Annotated in this window: 17 protein-coding genes; 9 read left to right on the forward strand and 8 right to left on the reverse strand. The window is 70.8% G+C overall.

Annotated features, from left to right (window positions below; translation table 11 throughout):
* Positions 1-39: 39 nt before the first annotated feature.
* From E6U81_RS14960 to E6U81_RS14985, 6 genes are all read left to right on the forward strand, one after another.
* On the forward strand, positions 40-1,575 hold the full coding sequence (locus tag E6U81_RS14960; protein ID WP_136230567.1) for a leucyl aminopeptidase: 1,536 nt from the start codon (positions 40-42) through the stop codon (positions 1,573-1,575).
* A 285-nt stretch (positions 1,576-1,860) separates the two neighbouring features.
* Positions 1,861-3,249: a dihydrolipoyl dehydrogenase gene (gene lpdA / locus E6U81_RS14965; RefSeq protein ID WP_136230568.1), complete on the forward strand. Its 1,389-nt coding sequence runs from the start codon at positions 1,861-1,863 to the stop codon at positions 3,247-3,249.
* A 54-nt stretch (positions 3,250-3,303) separates the two neighbouring features.
* Positions 3,304-5,103 carry a 2-oxoglutarate dehydrogenase, E2 component, dihydrolipoamide succinyltransferase gene (gene sucB, locus E6U81_RS14970; protein WP_136230569.1) on the forward strand — a complete coding sequence of 600 codons (1,800 nt, stop codon included), beginning with the start codon at positions 3,304-3,306 and terminating at the stop codon, positions 5,101-5,103.
* Between the two features lie 134 nt (positions 5,104-5,237).
* On the forward strand, positions 5,238-5,861 hold the full coding sequence (locus tag E6U81_RS14975; protein WP_030654838.1) for a GntR family transcriptional regulator: 624 nt from the start codon (positions 5,238-5,240) through the stop codon (positions 5,859-5,861).
* Between the two features lie 220 nt (positions 5,862-6,081).
* On the forward strand, positions 6,082-8,763 hold the full coding sequence (gene aceE, locus E6U81_RS14980) for a pyruvate dehydrogenase (acetyl-transferring), homodimeric type (protein WP_136230570.1): 2,682 nt from the start codon (positions 6,082-6,084) through the stop codon (positions 8,761-8,763).
* A gap of 114 nt (positions 8,764-8,877) precedes the next feature.
* Entirely contained in the window at positions 8,878-9,396 is a 519-nt protein-coding gene (locus tag E6U81_RS14985) for a DUF4240 domain-containing protein (RefSeq protein ID WP_136230621.1), read from the forward strand.
* 9 nt (positions 9,397-9,405) lie between these two features.
* Here E6U81_RS14985 and E6U81_RS14990 read toward each other — a convergent pair whose 3' ends face one another.
* Positions 9,406-10,176, reverse strand: a complete 771-nt coding sequence (locus E6U81_RS14990) for an SDR family oxidoreductase (protein ID WP_136230571.1) — start codon at positions 10,174-10,176, stop codon at positions 9,406-9,408.
* A gap of 87 nt (positions 10,177-10,263) precedes the next feature.
* On the opposite strand from E6U81_RS14990, the gene E6U81_RS14995 reads away from it, so the two are divergent.
* Positions 10,264-10,917: a TetR/AcrR family transcriptional regulator gene (locus E6U81_RS14995; RefSeq protein WP_240803809.1), complete on the forward strand. Its 654-nt coding sequence runs from the start codon at positions 10,264-10,266 to the stop codon at positions 10,915-10,917.
* A 62-nt stretch (positions 10,918-10,979) separates the two neighbouring features.
* On the opposite strand, the gene E6U81_RS40485 is transcribed toward E6U81_RS14995, so the two are convergent.
* Complete coding sequence (locus tag E6U81_RS40485; RefSeq protein ID WP_206309932.1) at positions 10,980-11,606, reverse strand: hypothetical protein; 627 nt, start codon at positions 11,604-11,606, stop codon at positions 10,980-10,982.
* A 141-nt stretch (positions 11,607-11,747) separates the two neighbouring features.
* Positions 11,748-13,157 carry a type I glutamate--ammonia ligase gene (gene glnA / locus E6U81_RS15005; RefSeq protein WP_136230573.1) on the reverse strand — a complete coding sequence of 470 codons (1,410 nt, stop codon included), beginning with the start codon at positions 13,155-13,157 and terminating at the stop codon, positions 11,748-11,750.
* 185 nt (positions 13,158-13,342) lie between these two features.
* Between glnA and E6U81_RS15010 the strand changes: the two genes are divergently transcribed.
* Complete coding sequence (locus E6U81_RS15010) at positions 13,343-13,810, forward strand: RDD family protein (protein ID WP_031153161.1); 468 nt, start codon at positions 13,343-13,345, stop codon at positions 13,808-13,810.
* An 86-nt stretch (positions 13,811-13,896) separates the two neighbouring features.
* On the opposite strand, the gene E6U81_RS15015 is transcribed toward E6U81_RS15010, so the two are convergent.
* The 5 genes from E6U81_RS15015 to E6U81_RS15035 all read right to left on the reverse strand — a co-directional run bounded on the left by E6U81_RS15015 (position 13,897) and on the right by E6U81_RS15035 (position 17,283).
* On the reverse strand, positions 13,897-14,595 hold the full coding sequence (locus E6U81_RS15015) for a DUF4191 domain-containing protein (RefSeq protein WP_030849255.1): 699 nt from the start codon (positions 14,593-14,595) through the stop codon (positions 13,897-13,899).
* Between the two features lie 10 nt (positions 14,596-14,605).
* Complete coding sequence (locus tag E6U81_RS15020) at positions 14,606-14,803, reverse strand: hypothetical protein (RefSeq protein ID WP_136230622.1); 198 nt, start codon at positions 14,801-14,803, stop codon at positions 14,606-14,608.
* Positions 14,804-15,051: 248 nt separating this feature from the next.
* Positions 15,052-15,999: a lipoyl synthase gene (lipA, locus tag E6U81_RS15025; protein WP_136230574.1), complete on the reverse strand. Its 948-nt coding sequence runs from the start codon at positions 15,997-15,999 to the stop codon at positions 15,052-15,054.
* A gap of 119 nt (positions 16,000-16,118) precedes the next feature.
* Positions 16,119-16,910 (reverse strand): lipoyl(octanoyl) transferase LipB, encoded by a 792-nt coding sequence (gene lipB / locus E6U81_RS15030; protein WP_136230575.1) that lies wholly within the window; start codon positions 16,908-16,910, stop codon positions 16,119-16,121.
* A 76-nt stretch (positions 16,911-16,986) separates the two neighbouring features.
* On the reverse strand, positions 16,987-17,283 hold the full coding sequence (locus E6U81_RS15035) for a hypothetical protein (protein ID WP_240803810.1): 297 nt from the start codon (positions 17,281-17,283) through the stop codon (positions 16,987-16,989).
* Positions 17,284-17,455: 172 nt separating this feature from the next.
* On the opposite strand from E6U81_RS15035, the gene E6U81_RS15040 reads away from it, so the two are divergent.
* Positions 17,456-18,895 (forward strand): hypothetical protein, encoded by a 1,440-nt coding sequence (locus tag E6U81_RS15040; protein ID WP_030849245.1) that lies wholly within the window; start codon positions 17,456-17,458, stop codon positions 18,893-18,895.
* Positions 18,896-18,972: the final 77 nt, after the last annotated feature.

Genomic DNA, 18,972 nt, shown 5'->3' on the forward strand with positions numbered 1-18,972 from the left:
TCGGCCCACACACACAAACGGAAGCGAGACTTCACCACCGTGACTGCTCTGACTCTCAGCACTGCCGGCGCGGCGACGCTGCGCGCCGACGCCCTCGTCGTCGGTGTCGCCAAGGGCCCCAAGGGCGCGATCGTCGCCGCGGGCGCCGAGGCCGTGGACAAGGCGTTCGACGGCAAGCTCGCCGGTGTCCTCGACGCACTCGGCGCCTCGGGTGCCGAAGGCGAGGTCACCAAGCTGCCGGCCCCGGCAGGCCTCAAGGTCCCGGTCGTGCTGGCGGTGGGGCTCGGCTCCGTCCCGGAGAAGGACGAGTCGTTCGACGAGGAGGTGCTGCGCCGCGCCGCCGGCGCCGCCGCCCGCGCGCTCCACGGCAGCAAGAAGGCCGGCTTCGCCCTCCCCCTGGAGGACGCCTCCGCCGTCACCGCCGTCGCCGAGGGCGCGCTGCTGGGCGCGTACGCCTTCACCGCCTACCAGGGCGGCGAGAAGAAGGCCGGCAACGGCAAGGACTCCGGTCCGAAGCAGCCGCTCGCCGAGGTGGCCCTGCTGGGCGCCAAGCCGCGCGACAAGGAGCACAAGGCCGCCGCCGAGCGCGCCGCCGTCATCGCGGCCGAGGTCAACGTGGCCCGCGACCTGGTGAACACCCCGCCGAACGACCTGACCCCCGAGGCCTTCGCCGCGGTCGCCTCCGCGGCCGCGAAGGAGAACGGCGTCAAGGTCCAGGTGCTGGACGAGAAGGCCCTGGTCAAGGGCGGCTACGGCGGCATCATGGGCGTCGGCAAGGGCTCCGAGAACCCGCCGCGCCTGGTGAAGCTCACCTACACGCACCCCAAGGCGGAGAAGACCCTGGCCTTCGTCGGCAAGGGCATCACCTACGACTCGGGCGGCATCTCCCTGAAGCCGGCCGGCCACAACGAGACGATGAAGTGCGACATGGCCGGCGCCGCCGCCGTGTTCGCCTCCGTCGTCGCGGCCGCGAAGCTGGGCCTGCGGGTCAACGTCACCGGCTGGCTCGCGCTCGCCGAGAACATGCCGTCCGGTTCCGCCACCAAGCCCGGCGACGTCCTGCGCATGTACAGCGGCAAGACCGTCGAGGTCCTCAACACGGACGCCGAGGGCCGCCTGGTCCTCGGTGACGCGCTGACCAAGGCCTCCGAGGACAACCCGGACGCGATCGTCGACGTCGCCACCCTGACCGGCGCGATGGTGCTGGCCCTCGGCGACCGCACCTTCGGGATCATGTCGAACGACGACGCCTTCCGCACCTCGATCCACGAGATCGCGGAGGAGGTCGGCGAGTCCTCCTGGCCGATGCCGCTCCCCGCCGAGCTGCGCAAGACCATGGACTCCCCCACCGCCGACATCGCGAACATGGGTGTCCGCATGGGCGGCGGCCTGGTCGCCGGCCTCTTCCTGCAGGAGTTCGTCGGCGAGGGCATCACCTGGGCCCACCTCGACATCGCCGGCCCGGCCTTCCACGAGGGCGCGCCGCACGGCTACACCCCCAAGGGCGGCACCGGCTCGGCCGTGCGCACCCTGGTGCGGCTGGCCGAGCGCACGGCCACGGGCGACCTGGGCTGACGCACCCGGTGTGACGCATACCGCACCCCGGGGCCCGGTCGGGTCCCGGGGTGCGTTCTGCCGACAACGAAATCCGTAGGTTTCTACGCAGCGGTAACCCCGGCTTCGGAGAGAACGCCCTCTCACAACGTGGGCCCGGCGTCCCGCGTTCCCCCGACAAATGCGAAGATGGGTTCTCGGCAGGACAGGGCCCCCACCACAGGGCCGAAGAAACAGCGGCCGATTACCAGCCGCCGCCCGGTCACAGAGGACCGGTGCCCGGCGCACATGCATGGAGGACGTGACGTGGCGAACGACGCCAGCACCGTTTTCGACCTAGTGATCCTCGGCGGTGGCAGTGGCGGTTACGCCGCGGCGCTGCGCGCATCCCAGCTGGGTCTGGACGTTGCCCTGATCGAGAAGAACAAGCTCGGCGGCACCTGCCTGCACAACGGCTGCATCCCCACGAAGGCTCTGCTGCACGCGGGCGAGATCGCGGACCAGGCGCGCGAAGCCGCCCAGTTCGGCGTGAAGGCCACCTTCGAGGGCATCGACGTCGCGGGTGTGCAGAAGTACAAGGACGAGGTCATCTCGGGCCTGTACAAGGGCCTGCAGGGCCTGGTCGCCTCCCGCAAGGTGACGTACATCGAGGGTGAGGGCCGCCTTTCCTCGCCGACCTCCGTCGACGTGAACGGCCAGCGCATCCAGGGCCGCCACATCCTGCTGGCGACCGGCTCCGTGCCGAAGTCCCTGCCGGGCCTGGAGATCGACGGCAACCGCATCATCTCCTCGGACCACGCGCTGGTCCTGGACCGCGTGCCCGAGTCCGCGATCGTCCTGGGCGGCGGCGTCATCGGCGTCGAGTTCGCCTCGGCGTGGAAGTCCTTCGGCTCCGACATCACCGTCATCGAGGGTCTCAAGCACCTCGTGCCGGTCGAGGACGAGAACAGCTCCAAGCTGCTGGAGCGCGCCTTCCGCAAGCGCGGCATCAAGTTCAACCTCGGCACCTTCTTCGACAAGGCCGAGTACACGGAGAACGGCGTCCGCGTGACGCTGGCCGACGGCAAGACCTTCGAGGCCGAGGTGCTGCTCGTCGCCGTCGGCCGCGGCCCGGTCTCGCAGGGCCTGGGCTACGAGGAGCAGGGCGTCGCGATGGACCGCGGCTACGTCCTGGTCGACGAGTACATGCAGACCAACGTGCCGACGATCTCGGCCGTGGGCGACCTCGTCCCGACCCTCCAGCTCGCGCACGTCGGCTTCGCCGAGGGCATCCTGGTCGCGGAGCGTCTGGCCGGTCTCAAGACCGTCCCGATCGACTACGACGGTGTCCCGCGCGTCACCTACTGCCACCCCGAGGTCGCTTCCGTCGGCATCACCGAGGCCAAGGCCAAGGAGATCTACGGCGCGGACAAGGTCGTGGCCCTCAAGTACAACCTGGCGGGCAACGGCAAGAGCAAGATCCTGAAGACCGCGGGCGAGATCAAGCTCGTCCAGGTCAAGGACGGTGCCGTGGTCGGCGTCCACATGGTCGGTGACCGGATGGGCGAGCAGGTCGGCGAGGCCCAGCTGATCTACAACTGGGAAGCCCTGCCGGCCGAGGTCGCGCAGCTCATCCACGCGCACCCGACCCAGAACGAGGCGCTCGGCGAGGCCCACCTGGCCCTGGCCGGCAAGCCGCTTCACTCCCACGACTAGTTCGTCCCGGGCGCGACGACCACTTCCGCACTTTCGTAAGGAGCAACAGAAACCATGTCGGTTTCCGTAACCCTTCCGGCGCTCGGCGAGAGCGTCACTGAGGGCACTGTCACCCGCTGGCTGAAGGCCGAGGGCGAGCGCGTCGAGGCCGACGAGCCGCTGCTCGAGGTCTCGACCGACAAGGTCGACACCGAGATCCCGTCGCCCGTCGCCGGCATCCTGGCCTCCATCAAGGTCGCCGAGGACGAGACCGTCGAGGTCGGCGCCGAGCTGGCCGTCATCGACGACGGTTCCGGCGCCGAGGCTCCGGCCGCCGAGCCGGCCGCCGCTGCGGCTCCGGCCGCTGCCGAGGCCGCCCCCGCCGAGGCCCCCGCCCCGGCCGCCGAGGCTCCGGCCGCTCCGGCGCCGGCCGCCGAGGCCCCTGCTGCCGAGGCCCCCGCCGCGGGCGCCGCCTCCGGCACGGACGTGGTGCTCCCCGCCCTGGGCGAGTCCGTCACCGAGGGCACCGTCACCCGCTGGCTGAAGGCCGTCGGCGAGTCGGTCGAGGCCGACGAGCCGCTGCTGGAGGTCTCGACGGACAAGGTCGACACCGAGATCCCCGCGCCGGTCTCCGGCACCCTGCTGGAGATCCTGGTCGGCGAGGACGAGACCGCCGAGGTCGGCGCGCGTCTGGCCGTCATCGGCGTCGCCGGTGCCGCCCCGGCCGCTCCGGCTCCGGCTGCCGCCCCGGCTCCGGCGGAGGCCGCTCCGGCCCCCGCCGCCGCTCCGGCCGCTGCCCCGGCCGCTCCGGCTCCGGTCCAGCCCGCCCCGGCCGCCGCTCCGGCGCCGGTCCAGGCTGCCGCCCCGGCCGCCGCTCCGGCTCCGGTGACCCCGGCTCCGGCCGCTGCCCCGGCCGCTCCGGCCGCCGCCCCGGCGTTCGCCGGTGACGAGGGCGCGTACGTGACCCCGCTGGTGCGCAAGCTCGCCTCGGAGTCCGGCGTGGACCTGTCCGCGGTCTCGGGTACCGGTGTCGGTGGCCGCATCCGCAAGCAGGACGTCCTGGCCGCCGCCGAGGCCGCCAAGGCCGCTGCCGCCGCTCCGGCGCCGGCCGCTGCCGCTCCCGCCGCCAAGGCTCCGGCCGCCGCGGTCTCCGAGCTGCGCGGTCAGACGGTCAAGATGACCCGCATGCGCAAGGTCATCGGCGACAACATGATGAAGGCCCTGCACTCGCAGGCGCAGCTCAGCTCCGTGGTCGAGGTGGACATCACCAAGATCATGAAGCTGCGCGAGAAGGCCAAGGCCGGCTTCCTCGCCCGCGAGGGCGTCAAGCTGTCCCCGATGCCGTTCTTCGTCAAGGCCGCTGCCCAGGCACTGAAGGCGCACGCCGTCGTCAACGCCCGGATCAACGAGGACGAGGGCACCATCACCTACTTCGACTCGGAGAACATCGGCATCGCCGTGGACTCCGAGAAGGGCCTGATGACCCCGGTCATCAAGGGTGCCGGCGACCTCAACCTGGCGGGCATCTCCAAGGCGACCGCCGACCTGGCCGCCAAGGTCCGCGGCAACAAGATCACGCCTGACGAGCTGTCGGGCGCGACCTTCACCATCAGCAACACCGGTTCGCGCGGTGCGCTGTTCGACACGGTCATCGTGCCCCCGAACCAGGTCGCCATCCTGGGCATCGGTGCCACGGTGAAGCGCCCGGTGGTCATCGAGACCGCCGAGGGCACCAACATCGGCATCCGCGACATGACGTACCTGACCCTGTCCTACGACCACCGTCTGGTGGACGGCGCGGACGCGGCCCGGTACCTCACCGCGGTCAAGGCGATCCTCGAGGCCGGCGAGTTCGAGGTCGAGCTCGGCCTCTGAGCCGAACGGCTTGTAACCAGCCTCACTGTCGGCGCCCCCGTCCGGGATACTCCCGGGCGGGGGCGCCGCCGTATTGTCTACGCATCAGGCCCCGTCGTGTCCCTGCACACCCACCAGGAGATGAAGCCCCGATGATCACCCCACCCGTCGTGCACTCGCTGCGCGAGCAGATCCGCGAGCACATCGTGGAGGGGATCGTCAGCGGGCGCTGGAAGCCCGGTGAGCGGATCGTGGAGCGGCGCATCGCCGTGGAGCTGGAGGTCAGCCAGACCCCGGTACGGGAGGCGCTGCGCGAGCTGGAGACGCTGCGGCTGATCGAGTCGGCGCCGAACAAGGGCGTGCGCGTACGGAACCTCTCCGCCGCCGACCTGGAGGAGATCTACCCGGTCCGGGCGGGTCTGGAGCAGATCGCGGCCGAGCTGGCGGCGCCGCGGCTCGCGGCCGACTGCTCGGCCCTGGAGCCGCACGTGGCGGCCCTGTGGGAGGCCGACCGCAGCTCGGACGGCACGGCGCAGGTGCGGCACACGGTGGGCTTCCACCGGGAGATGGTGCGGGCCGCCGGGAACAGCGTGCTGCTCCACACCTGGGAGAGCCTGGGCATCGAGGTGTTCACGGCCCTGTCCATCCGCTGGCTGGGGACCGTCCAGAAGTCCTACGCGGAGGAGCACGAGGCCCTCGTCGAGGCCTTCCGCAGTCGGGATCCGGACATCGGCGTGCTGGTGAAGCGGCACGTGTTGGGGTGCGCACCCCGGGCCTGAGCGACCGTTTCGCCCTGGTTTGACCGGCACCGCGTGCCCGTTTCGCTGGCACGCGGTGCCGACTTTCGTCAGATCGACGTTTCTTTGTCACTTTTATTTGATCGATCATCGATCAGGGATTTACAGTCGTGGCGGACCTCAACCAGGTCCACCGACCCTGTCCTGCCCGTCAGGGATTTTCTTCACCACCTCTCCTTTGTCCGGAAGGCGGCGCACAGCGATGTCCGACCCCGTAGGAAAGCTTCCGAGCGAGCTCGACCAGCTCCCGGACCGCGACACCGAGGAGACCGCCGAATGGGCGGCCTCCCTCGACGCCGTCGCACAGGCCGCCGGTACGCGCCGCGCCGAATACCTGCTCCGCCGCACGCTCCAGCACGCCGAGGCCGCCGGCCTCGCCCTGCCGAAGCTGCTGGAGACGGACTACGTCAACACCATCCCCACCTCCGCGGAGCCCGAGTTCCCGGGTGACGAGGCGATGGAAGCCCGGATCACCGCCTGGAACCGCTGGAACGCGGCCGCCATGGTGACCCGCGGCTCCAAGTACGGCGTCGGCGGCCACATCGCCACCTTCGCCTCCGCCGCGTGGCTGTACGAGACCGGCTTCCAGCACTTCTTCCGCGGGAAGGAGGCCGACGGATCGGGCGACCAGCTCTACATCCAGGGCCACGCCTCCCCCGGCATCTACGCCCGCGCCTTCCTCGACGGCCGGGTCTCCGAGCAGCAGCTCGACAACTTCCGCCAGGAGTCCGGCGGCAACGGCCTGCCGTCCTACCCGCACCCGCGGCGCCTGCCGTGGCTGTGGGAGTTCCCCACGGTGTCCATGGGCCTCGGCCCGCTCTCCGCGATCTACCAGGCGCGCTTCAACCGCTACCTGCAGAACCGCAGCATCAAGGACACCGCGAACTCGCACGTCTGGGCCTTCCTCGGCGACGGCGAGATGGACGAGCCCGAGTCGACCGCCGCCCTGGCCCTCGCCTCCCGCGAGCAGCTCGACAACCTGACCTTCGTCATCAACTGCAACCTGCAGCGCCTCGACGGTCCGGTCCGCGCCAACTTCCGCGTGGTCCAGGAGCTGGAGGCGCAGTTCCGCGGCGCCGGCTGGAACGTCATCAAGTCGCTGTGGGGCTCCGCCTGGGACGAGCTGTTCCAGCTCGACACCACGGGCGCCCTCGTACGCCGCCTGCGCGAGGTACCGGACGCGCAGTTCCAGACGTACGCGACCCGCGACGTGGCCTACATCCGCCAGCACTTCTTCGGTGCCAACGCCGAGCTCGTCGCCCTCGGCGCCCTGCTCACCGACGCGAAGATCGCCGAGTGCTTCCACAGCTCCCGCGGCGGCCACGAGCCCCGCAAGGTCTACGCCGCGTACAAGGCCGCCCTGGAGCACAAGGGCGCGCCGACGGTCATCCTGGCGCAGACCGTCAAGGGCTACACGCTGGGTGCCGGGTTCGAGTCGAAGAACGCGAACCACCAGATGAAGAAGCTGACGATCGACGAGTTCAAGAGCATGCGCGACAAGCTCGACCTCCCGATCCCGGACAGCGCCTTCGCCGACGGCCAGGTCCCCTACGGCCACCCGGGCGCCAACAGCCCCGAGGTCCGGTACCTGAACGAGCGCCGCGCGGCGCTCGGCGGCCCGGCTCCGGCCCGCAAGGTCAAGCACGTGGCCCTGCCGGCCCCGGCCGACCGTTCCTTCGCCCCGCTGCTCAAGGGCTCCGGCAAGCAGGAGATGGCCACCACCATGGCCTTCGTCCGGCTCGTCAAGGACCTGATGCGGGACAAGGAGACCGGCAAGCGCTGGGTGCCGATCGTCCCCGACGAGGCCCGCACCTTCGGTATGGAGTCCCTCTTCCCGTCGGCCGGCATCTACTCGCCGCTGGGCCAGACGTACGAGCCGGTCGACCGCGACCAGCTGATGTACTACAAGGAGGCCAAGGACGGCCAGATCCTCAACGAGGGGATCACCGAGGCCGGCGCCATGGCCGACTTCATCGCCGCCTGCACGTCGTACGCGACGCACGGCGAGCCGATGATCCCGTTCTACATCTTCTACTCGATGTTCGGCTGGCAGCGCACCGCCGACCAGATGTGGCAGCTCGCCGACCAGCTCGGCAAGGGCTTCATCGTCGGCGCCACGGCCGGTCGCACGACCCTGACCGGTGAGGGCCTGCAGCACGCGGACGGCCACTCGCACCTGATCGCGTCCACGAACCCGGCGTCGCTCAACTACGACCCGGCGTTCGCGTACGAGATCGCGGTGATCGTCAAGGACGGTCTGCGCCGGATGTACGGCGAGAGCCCCGAGGACGTCTTCTACTACCTCACGGTCTACAACGAGCCGAAGGTCCAGCCGGCCATGCCGGAGGGCGTGGAAGAGGGCATCCTCAAGGGCCTCTACCGCTTCAACCAGGCCTCCGACCTGGAGAACGCGCCGGCCGCCGACGCCGCGAAGATCCAGCTGATGGCCTCGGGCACCGCGATCCACTGGATCCTGGAGGCCCAGAAGCTGCTCGCCGCCGACTGGAACGTGGCCGCCGACGTCTGGTCCGCCACCTCGTGGGGCGAGCTGCGCCGCGACGCGCTGGAGTGCGACGAGGCGCTGCTGCGCGGCGAGGTGCGCACCCCGTACGTCACCCGCGCGCTGGAGGGTGCGGCCGGGCCGGTCCTCGCCGTGTCCGACTGGATGCGCCAGGTCCCGGACCAGATCAGCCAGTGGGTGGAGCAGGACTACACCTCGCTGGGCACGGACGGCTTCGGTCTGTCCGACACCCGCGAGGGTGCCCGCCGCCACTTCGGCGTCGACGCCCAGTCGATCGTCGTGGCCGCGCTGGCGCAGCTCGCCCGCCGTGGCGAGGTTCCGGCCTCCGCCGTCAAGGAGGCCCGGGAGCGCTACGGCCTCTGAGCCGTGTGAATCCGGACGAGTAGGGCCGGTGCCCGCCCCGCAGGGGGCGGGCACCGGCCTTTCGCCGTATGAGCGGTGGCGGCGCGGGGACACAGCCGTGATGCTGGAGCCGTGATGGACGAGACGGAGTTCTGGGAGATCGTCGACCGTACCCGCGAGGCCGCCGAAGGCGACCCCGAGGAACATGCCGAGCTGCTCGTGGAGCGGCTGGCACAGCTCGATCCGGACTCCGTCCTGGACTTCGCCCGGCACTTCGAGTCCCGGTACAACCGGGCGTACACCTGGGACCTGTGGGGCGCGGCCTGGGTGCTGCTCGACGGGGCGAGCGACGACGCCTTCGACTACTTCCGGTGCTGGCTGATCGGCCAGGGCCGGGAGGTCTTCGAGGGCGGGGTGCACGACCCGGACCATCTGGCGGAGCTGCTGGGCGACTTCGACGAGGAGATCGACGGCGACGGCGAGGAGCTCGGGTACGCGGCCGACGAGGCGTACGAGCAGCTGACCGGGGCGGTGGCCCCGGACCTGGGCATTCCGTTGCAGGCGGCGGAGCCGGAGGGCACCCCGCTGGACTTCGAGAACGAAGCCGTGCTCGCGGAGCGCTTCCCCCGGCTGTGGGACCGCTTCAGAGGCTGACGCCCCGGTTCAGCAGTGCGTGCCGCCGTCGATGCGGATCTCGGTGCCGGTGATGAAGGCGCCGTCCTCGGAGCCGAGCATGGCGACGACGCCGGCGACGGTCTCGGGGCCGGCGAAGCCCTGGCCGATGGCCGGGGCGAGCTTGGTGAAGAGGGACCAGTCGGTGTCCTCGGGCAGGCCGGGGCCGTTGCCGGTGGTCATACCGCTCTCGATGGAGCCGGGCGCGACGCTGACGAAGCGCAGGCCCTGCTTGCTGTACTCGGCGGCCAGGGCGTGGGTCATGGACTGGATGCCGCCCTTGCTGGCCGCGTAGGCGGACATGTAGGGGTGGGCGAAGGACGCCGAGGTGGAGCTGAAGTTCACGACGACCGGCCGGTCCGCGGCCAGCAGGGCCGGCAGGGACTCGCGGATCATCAGGAAGGTGCCGGTCAGGTTGACGGCGATGACCTGGTTCCAGAGGTCCAGGGTGGTGTGGTGGGTGTGCGCGGAGCGCAGGATGCCGGCCGCGTTGACGAGTACGTCGATGCCGCCGAGGGAGCCGGTCGCGGCGGCGACGCCCTCCCTGACGGCGTTCTCGTCGGATATGTCGAGGAGCGCGGTGGTGAGCCGGTCCCCGTGGCCCGCCGCTGCGGCGTATTCGGCGGTGGCCTTCAGGCCGGCCTCGCTGACGTCCACCGCGTGGACCCGGCCGCCCTCGGCGAGAAGGCGGTGGACGGTGGCGCGGCCGATGCCGGAGCCGCCGCCGGTGATGAGGACGCGACGTCCTTCGTAACGGTTCATGGCGCGAGCGTACCGAAGGAGTGACACGTTTTGTCATGCTGACAAGAGATGTCTTTCACGGGGCGGGCGAACGGTAGGCTGCACCCCGTGAGATCCCCTCGTCCGTACACCCCCCAGGCCGGCTCCGGTGCGCAGTCGCTGACCGAGCGCCGCAAGGCCGCCACCCAGCTCGACATCGCCCGCGCCGCCTGCGAGCTGTTCGCCGAGCACGGCCCCGACGGCACCACCGCCGAGGACATCGCCCATCGCGCGGGCGTGGCGCTGCGCACCTTCTACCGCTACTTCCGCAACAAGCAGGAGGCCGTGGCACCGCTGCTGGCGGGCGGCGGTGACGCCTGGCGCGCACTGCTCGCGGAGGAGGACCCGGGCAGCCCGCTCGCCGAGGCCCTGGAACGCGCCGTCACCCGGTCGCTGAGCGGCCCGCAGGCGGTCGAGGAGGGCCTGGAGGTGACCCGCGGCCTGCTGCGCGCGGCGGCGGACGACGAGGCCCTGCGCGCCGTCTGGTACCGCGTGAACCAGGACTCCGAGGAGCGCCTGGTCCCGGTGATCGGCAGGCTGGCGGGGGCGGACGCCGAGCTGCGGGAGGTACGGCTCCTGGCCGCCGCGGCCACGGACGCGATCCGGGTGGCGCTGGAGCTGTGGTCGGAGACGGACGCCCCGGTATCGGGGCCCGGCTCCCCCGCCGAGCTCGCGGTCCTGTGCCTGCGCGACCTCACGGGCGCGATGCCCCTGCTGCGCTGAGCCAGCGCGGCAGGGGCATCGCCCCGGTCCGGGTCCCACGGCCCTCCGTGGTCCGATCGGCCTCAGCGGCCACCGCCCCAGCCGCCGCCACCGCCACCGCCACCGTTGCCGCCGCCATTGCCGCCGCCCCAGTCGCCGCCACCGTTGCCGCCGCCGCCCCAGTCGCCGCCACCGTTGCCGCCGCCGTTGCCACCGCCGCCCCAGTCGCCATTGCCACCGCGGCCGTTGCCCCAGTCACCGTTGCCGTTGCCACCGCGGCCGTTGCCCCAGTCGCCGTTGCCGTTGCCACCGCGGCCGTTGCCCCAGTCACCGTTGCCGCCGCGACCGTTGCCCCAGTCGTTCCAGTTGCCGTTGCCGCCGCGACCGGAGTTGTTCCAGTGCGCGTCGTCGTTCCAGTTGCCCCGGCGCCAGTCGGAGTCGTTCCAGTTGCTGTCGCGCCAGTAGCCGCGGTCGCCGCCGACGCCCGCGTTGTCCCAGCACCAGCTGGGCCGGTCACGCCAGTCGCGGTTGCAGCAGTAGTCCCACCGGGCGTCCGAGCGGTTCGAGGGGTACCGGTAGCAGTCGTAGCCGCCATTCCCTCCGCCGCCGCTGCCGGCGACGACCGAGGCCGAAGCGCTGGCTACGGGCAGCAGACCGATGGCGATTCCCGCGGCTCCGGCCATCGTTGCCGCAACGATCCTACGGCGCATTCTCATGCACCTCCGAACATGTCTCGCTTATGAGGCCTTTAGGTCATTTCCACCCTTACTCCACCTGGTCGACCTGTCAAAGCGGAAAGGCCCCCCGCCTCGCTCCGTGGAGCGTGGCGGGGGGCCTCCCATCAGGCATTTTTAGAGGTCGAAGTACAGCTCGAACTCGTGCGGGTGCGGACGCTGCGCGATCGGGGCGATCTCGTGCGTGCGCTTGTAGTCGATCCAGGTCTCGATCAGGTCGGGGGTGAAGACACCGCCGGCCAGGAGGTACTCGTGGTCCTCCTCCAGGGCCTTGAGGACGTCCTCGAGGCTGGTCGGGACCTGCGGGACGCTCGCGTGCTCGTCCGGGGAGAGCTCGTAGAGGTCCTTGTCGATCGGCTCCATCGGCTCGATCTTGTTCTTGATGCCGTCGAGGCCCGCGAGGAGCAGGGCCGAGAAGGCCAGGTACGGGTTCGAGGACGGGTCCGGCGCGCGGAACTCGACGCGCTTGGCCTTCGGGTTCGAGCCCGTGATCGGGATGCGCATGGCGGCGGAGCGGTTGCGCTGCGAGTACACCATGTTGACCGGCGCCTCGAAGCCCGGCACCAGGCGGTGGTAGGAGTTCACCGTCGGGTTGGTGAAGGCGAGCAGCGACGGGGCGTGCTTGAGGATGCCGCCGATGTAGTAGCGGGCGGTGTCCGACAGGCCCGCGTAGCCGGCCTCGTCGTAGAACAGCGGGTCGCCGTTGGCCCACAGCGACTGGTGCACGTGCATGCCCGAGCCGTTGTCGCCGAAGATCGGCTTCGGCATGAAGGTCGCCGTCTTGCCGTTCTTCCAGGCGACGTTCTTCACGATGTACTTGAAGAGCATCAGGTCGTCGGCCGCGGCCAGCAGCGTGTTGAACTTGTAGTTGATCTCGGCCTGGCCACCGGTGCCGACCTCGTGGTGCTGGCGCTCGACCTGGAGGCCCTGGGCGTCCAGCTCCAGGGAGATCTCGGCGCGCAGGTCCGCGAAGTGGTCGACCGGGGCGACCGGGAAGTAGCCGCCCTTGTAGCGGACCTTGTAGCCGCGGTTGTTCTCCTCGGAACCGGTGTTCCAGGCGCCGGCCTCGGAGTCGATGTGGTAGAAGCCCTCGTTCGCGGTGGTCGCGAAGCGCACGCTGTCGAAGATGTAGAACTCGGCCTCGGGCCCGAAGAACGCGGTGTCGGCGATGCCGGTGGAGGCGAGGTACGCCTCGGCCTTCTTCGCGATGTTGCGCGGGTCGCGGCTGTAGGCCTCACCCGTGATCGGGTCGTGGATGAAGAAGTTGATGTTCAGCGTCTTGTCGCGACGGAAGGGGTCCAGGCGCGCGGTGGTGATGTCGGCGCGCAGGGCCATGTCGGACTCGTGGATCGCCTGGAAGCCGCGGATCGAGGATCCGTCGAAGGCGAGCTCCTCCGCCGGGTCGAATGCCCGCGCCGGGATCGTGAAGTGCTGCATCACACCAGGCAGGTCGCAGAAGCGGACGTCGACGAACTTGACGTCGTTCTCCTCGATGTACTGCTTGACTTCGTCGGCGTTCTGGAACATCCAACTCCTCCTACTCCCGACCCCGGGGGAGGGACGGGCTTTATAGCTCGTGGTGCGTCAGTGCGGTGCCGCACGCTGACCCGACCATAAGCAGACGGGATTTCCCAAGCATGACCCATTTGTTTCGCACAAGTTAACCAGGGTCCGGCCGGAGCGCCGTGAGGCGCCACCGGTACCGTGGTCGGGTGGACAACAGACAGGCAATCGGATCCTGGCTCTCCGGCCCCAAGGCGGCCGCCGAGGAGATGGGTGTCGACTTCGGCTATCCGGGGCAGCGGCTCGGTCTGCCCCAGCAGGGACCCGGCTCGGTGGCGCGCTTCGGGCGCCGGATCGGGGCCGTGGCCCTCGACTGGATCGGCTGCCAGCTCATCGCGTACGGGCTGATCACCGGCGGGAACCTGGGCGCCGCGGGCAACTGGACCCTCGGGCTCTTCGTGGCCCTGACCGTCCTGACGGTCGGCACCGTGGGCTTCACACCCGGCAAGCGGGTCCTGGGCCTGCGCGTGGTCGCGGAGGACGGCGGCCGCCTCGGCTTCGTCCGCGTGGTCGTGCGCACGCTGCTGCTGGCCCTGGTCATCCCGGCGCTGATCTGGGACCGCGACGGCCGCGGCCTCCACGACCGCCTCGCGCGCGCCGTCCAGGTCCGCATCTAGCACGTGCAAGCAGACACAGGGGCGCCCCCCGAGCCGGCCGGCTCGGGGGGCGCCCCTGTCTCGTATACGAAAATCCGCTGAGCGGGTCAGCGCATCTTTCCGCCGCGCGGCATCTTCATGCCCTTGGGCATGGGGCCCTTCGGCAGCGGCATGTTGCTCATGAGGTCACCCATGGCACGCAGCTTGTCGTTGACCGCGGTGATCTGCGGGCCGGTCAGGACGCGCGGCAGCTTGAGCAGGGTGGTGCGCACCTTCTTGAGCGGCACCTCGCCCTCGCCCGTACCCACGATGAAGTCGTGGACCGGCACGTCCGGCATGATCCGGGCCATCTTCTTCTTCTCGTTCGCGAGCAGCGGCTTCACCCGGTTCGGGTTGCCCTCGGCGATCAGCACGACGCCGGCCTTGCCCACGGCACGGTGGACGATGTCCTGCTGCCGGGTCATCGCGATGGCCGGGGTGGTCGTCCAGCCCCGTCCCACGTTGTCCAGTACGGCCGCGGCCGCTCCCGGCTGCCCTTCCATCTGCCCGAAGGCAGCCCGCTCGGCCCGTCGCCCGAAGACGATCGCCATCGCGAGGAAAGCCACCAGGAAGCCCAGGATGCCCAGGTAGACCGGGTGGTCGATCAGGAAGCCGATCGCAAGAAAGACACCGAAGGTGACGATTCCCACGCCCGCGACGATCAGACCGACCTTCGGGTCGGCCTTGCGCGTCATCTTGTACGTCAGGGCGATCTGCTTCAGTCGCCCGGGGTTCGCAGCAGTCTCTGCGTTTGACTTCCTCGCCATAAAGCGAAGTTTACGTGGCCTGCGGGGTTCGGGTAGCCGCGGCCTCAAGTACGTGTTCGGTTTCGACCCGGTCCTTGGCCCGCTGGCGGTCCTCCAGGACCGCCGTCCAGGCGTTGCGGCGGGCCCCGCTCATCAGGAGGGATTCGAGGCCCCGGAAGGCGTCGGAGAGCGTCGGGATGGCGATGGCGCGTACGGGCGCGGCCTGCATGATGTCGATCCCTTTCACGATGCTCACGTCTTCGCGAGGTGGGCGGGCGTCTACGGTGCGTGGACCAAGCGTCACTGACTGGTGTTACCAGGGCGTGACCGGTCGGTCAAATGTGATGGACACGTTGTATACGCCGACGCGGCCCGCCGGGTTCTTCCGTCATGAAAGAGCCTAGGGGCCGCGCCGATGCGGTATTACTCGTTGGTAGCACTTTGTGCGCGACTTCACACGGACGGTCGCGCCGCGCGTCAGACGGACGCGCGCTTCTCCATGGCCTGCGCGTACAGACGACCGGCCCGGTACGACGAGCGGACGAGCGGCCCGGACATCACGCCCGAGTAGCCGATCTCCTCGGCCTCCTTCGCCAGCTCGACGAACTCGGCCGGCTTCACCCAGCGCTCGACGGGGTGGTGCCGCGGCGAGGGCCGCAGGTACTGGGTGATGGTGATGAGCTCGCAGCCGGCCTCGTGCAGGTCCTTCAGGGCCTGCGAGACCTCCTCGCGCTCCTCGCCCATGCCGAGGATCAGGTTCGACTTGGTGACCAGGCCGTACTCGCGCGCCTTGGTGATCACGTCGAGCGAGCGCTCGTAGCGGAAGCCCGGGCGGATCCGCTTGAAGATCCGCGGCACCGTCTCGACATTGTGCGCGAAGACCTCGGGGCGGGAGGCGAAGACCTCCTCCAGCAGCTCCGGCACCGCGTTGAAGTCGGGGGCCAGCAGTTCGACCTTGGTGTGGCCGGCCTCGCGGCCCGCCGTCTGCTGGTGGATCTGGCGCACGGTCTCGGCGTACAGCCAGGCACCGCCGTCGGCCAGGTCGTCGCGGGCGACGCCGGTGATGGTGGCGTAGTTCAGGTCCATCGTGACGACGGACTCGCCGACGCGGCGCGGTTCGTCGCGGTCCAGCGCCTCGGGCTTGCCCGTGTCGATCTGGCAGAAGTCGCAGCGCCGGGTGCACTGGTCACCGCCGATGAGGAAGGTGGCCTCGCGGTCCTCCCAGCATTCGTAGATGTTGGGACAGCCGGCCTCCTGGCACACCGTGTGCAGTCCTTCGCCCTTCACCAGGGCCTGCATCTTGGTGTACTCGGGGCCCATCTTCGCCCGGGTCTTGATCCACTCGGGCTTGCGCTCGATGGGGGTCTGGGCATTCCGGACCTCGAGGCGCAGCATCTTGCGTCCGTCGGGTGCGACTGCGGACACGACCGGCTCCCTGTGACTTCGATTGTTCGGGCGCCCACCAGGGTACGCCCGTAATTTCGTACGCTCTTACGTCGCCCAACCTGCGAGCGGCCGGACTCATTCCCGCAGCGGGGAGGTCTCTATGCGGTCTCGATCTCGCGGGGCCGCAACTCGGCTTGCTCCAGTACGTCCTTCAGGTGGCGCTCGACGACCGGGAGCACCTCGGCGATGGTGACCTCACGGCCCAGTTCGTACGAGAGCGAGGTCACACCGGCGTCCCGGATCCCGCAGGGGATGATCCGGTCGAACCAGGTGCTGTCCGGGTTCACGTTGAGCGCGAAGCCGTGCATCGTGACGCCCTTGGCGACCCGGATCCCGATGGCGGCGAGCTTGCGGTCCTCGCGCCGCTGGCCGGCGTTGGACGGGGCGTACTCGGGCCCGTTGAGCCGGGGGTCGAACTCCTCGTCGGCGAGCCGCGGGTCGAAGTCGAGGGAGAGGCCGCCGATCTTCGGGCGCTCCTCGACCGGGTCGCCGAGCACCCAGACACCGGAGCGGCCCTCGACCCGCGTGGTCTCCAGGCCGAAGTCGGCGGCGGTGCGGATCAGCGCCTCCTCCAGGCGTCGGACGTGGGCCACGACGTCCACCGGCCGGGGCAGCTTCATGATCGGATAGCCGACGAGCTGGCCGGGGCCGTGCCAGGTGATCTTTCCGCCGCGGTCCACGTCGATGACGGGCGTGCCGTCGAGCGGGCGCTCGCTGGGGTCGGTGCGCCGGCCCGCGGTGTAGACCGGCAGGTGCTCCAGCAGCAGGCAGGTGTCCTCCACCTCGTCCGCGAAGCGGGCCGCGTGCACCCTGCGCTGCTCTTCCCAGGCCTGGGTGTACTCGACGGATTCCGCGCCGAAGCCCAGACGTACAAACCCAAGCTCAGCCACCGCAGCGCCTCCTCATTGAACCTGCTGTGTGCACGTACTTCACTGAGCAAGGGTACGGCTGCCCGTGCGGGCCCCCTCAGGGCCCCGCTTCCGGTGCCGCGCCGGGCTCCGGCAGGCGCGAGGGCAGCTGCTTGGGCCGTCGGCGGCCCTTCGGCGGGCGGTCCGGGTCCTCGTCCGCGCGCGGCAGCCGCCGGTGGCCCTCCGAGTGGTCGTTCACCCAGCCGCACACCCCGCAGGCGTACCGCCCGTCGAGCCCCGCGATATAGGTGCCGCAGCGCCGGCACTCGGCCTCGGTCAGCTCGGGCGGAGGCAGCGGAGCGGTCGATTCGGGCCGCTCCTCGGGCAGGTGTGACGGGTGGTGCCGGCGGGTCATGGCCCGCAGCGTACGCGGGCGGAGGGGGCGAGTCCGTAAAGAGCCCTACCGATTCTGCACACGATCGGATGAATGTGGGGCAGAGAGGGCGGCATGGGCGAAGTTCGCCGCTACATTCACGCCGTTCAAGGGCCGGGCCTCCGGTCCGTCACGTCAGGAAACCGTGGAGCCGATGACGGAACGACCTGCCCAGCGCGTCCCCAACCGCCAGCTGGCGGCGCTGATCGCGGAAGCCGGGTTCTCCAACGCCGGGCTCGCCCGCCGCGTCGACCAGCTCGGTCTGGAACACGGTCTCGACCTGCGGTACGACAAGACCTCGGTGACCCGCTGGCTGCGCGGCCAGCAGCCGCGCGGAACCACGCCGGCGCTGATCGCCGAGGTGTTCACCCGGCGCCTCGGACGCCGGCTCTCCGCGCAGGACCTGGGCCTCGACGCCTGCGCCCCGGTCTACGCGGGCCTGGAGTTCGCGGCCACCCCGGAGGAGGCCGTGGACATCGCGAGCGGCCTGTGGCGCAAGGACTCCGGCTCGCACGCCGAGCTCCGGAAGATCGCCTTCACCCCGGCCGGGCTGGTCGTCCCCAGCCGGGACTGGCTGATCGGGCGGCCCGACGAGCGCGTGGCCCGGGGCGCGGAACCGGCCGCGGCCCGCGTCCCCCTCCAGGGCCGGGCCTCGGTGCCGAGGCAGCGGCAGATCGACCGGGGGCCCGGGCAGCGCGTGACGGCGGGCGACATCGCCGCGCTGAGATCGGTCGGCGAGCTCTTCCGGACCCTGGACCACACCTACGGCGGCGGGCACGCCCGCCAGGCCCTCGTGCGGTACCTGGAGCACGAGGCCGAGCCGATGCTCCGGGGCACCTACGGCGAGACCACGGGGCGCCGGCTGTTCGCCGCCGCCGCGGACCTGACCCGGCTCGCGGGCTGGACCTCGTACGACATCGCCGCGCACGGGCTCGCCCAGCGGTACTTCGTGCAGGCCCTGCGGCTCGCGCAGGCCGCCGGGGACCGCCCCTACGGCTCGTACGTGCTGGTCACCATGAGCCGGCAGGCGGTGTACCTCGGGCACGGCCGGGAGGCGGTGCAGCTGGCCCGGGTGGCCCAGCAGGGCGTCGGCTCCGGCCCGCCGCCGGTGGTGCAGGCGCTGCTGCACGCGGCGGAGGCGCGCGGGCACGCGGTCCTCGGCGAGGTCCGGGCGGCGACGGCCTCCCTGGTGCGGGCCGAGCGCGCCCTGGGCGCGGCCAGGCCGGGCGACGACGTACCGCACTGGGCGCGCCTCTACGACGAGGCGCAGCTGGCGGACGAGTTCGGGCACTGCCACCGGGACCTCCAGCAGTACCGGGCCTCGGCGCAGCACGCGGAGCGGTCGCTGCAGCTGAGGGCGCCGGGGTTCGCGCGGTCGCGGCTGTTCTGCCGGGTGGTGCTGGCCACGGCCCGGCTGGGGCTGGGCGAGCTGGACCAGGCGTGCGCGCTGGGCGCGGAGGCGGCGCAGCAGGCGATGGAGATGCGGTCGGTGCGGGCGGTGGAGTACGTACGGGACTTCGAGCGGCGGCTGGAGCCCTACCGGGACGCGTCGGCCGTGCGGACCTACCGCGACCGGGTGGCGGCGCTGTCCTGATCGCGGCGGGATGCGCGCGTCCGGGCCGCCCGGGGGTACGGCAGGGGCCCGGTCCCGAGGCGGGAGGACCGGGCCCC

The sequence above is a fragment of the Streptomyces sp. A0592 genome (assembly GCF_004795115.1).
GTDB lineage: Bacteria > Actinomycetota > Actinomycetes > Streptomycetales > Streptomycetaceae > Streptomyces > Streptomyces erythrochromogenes.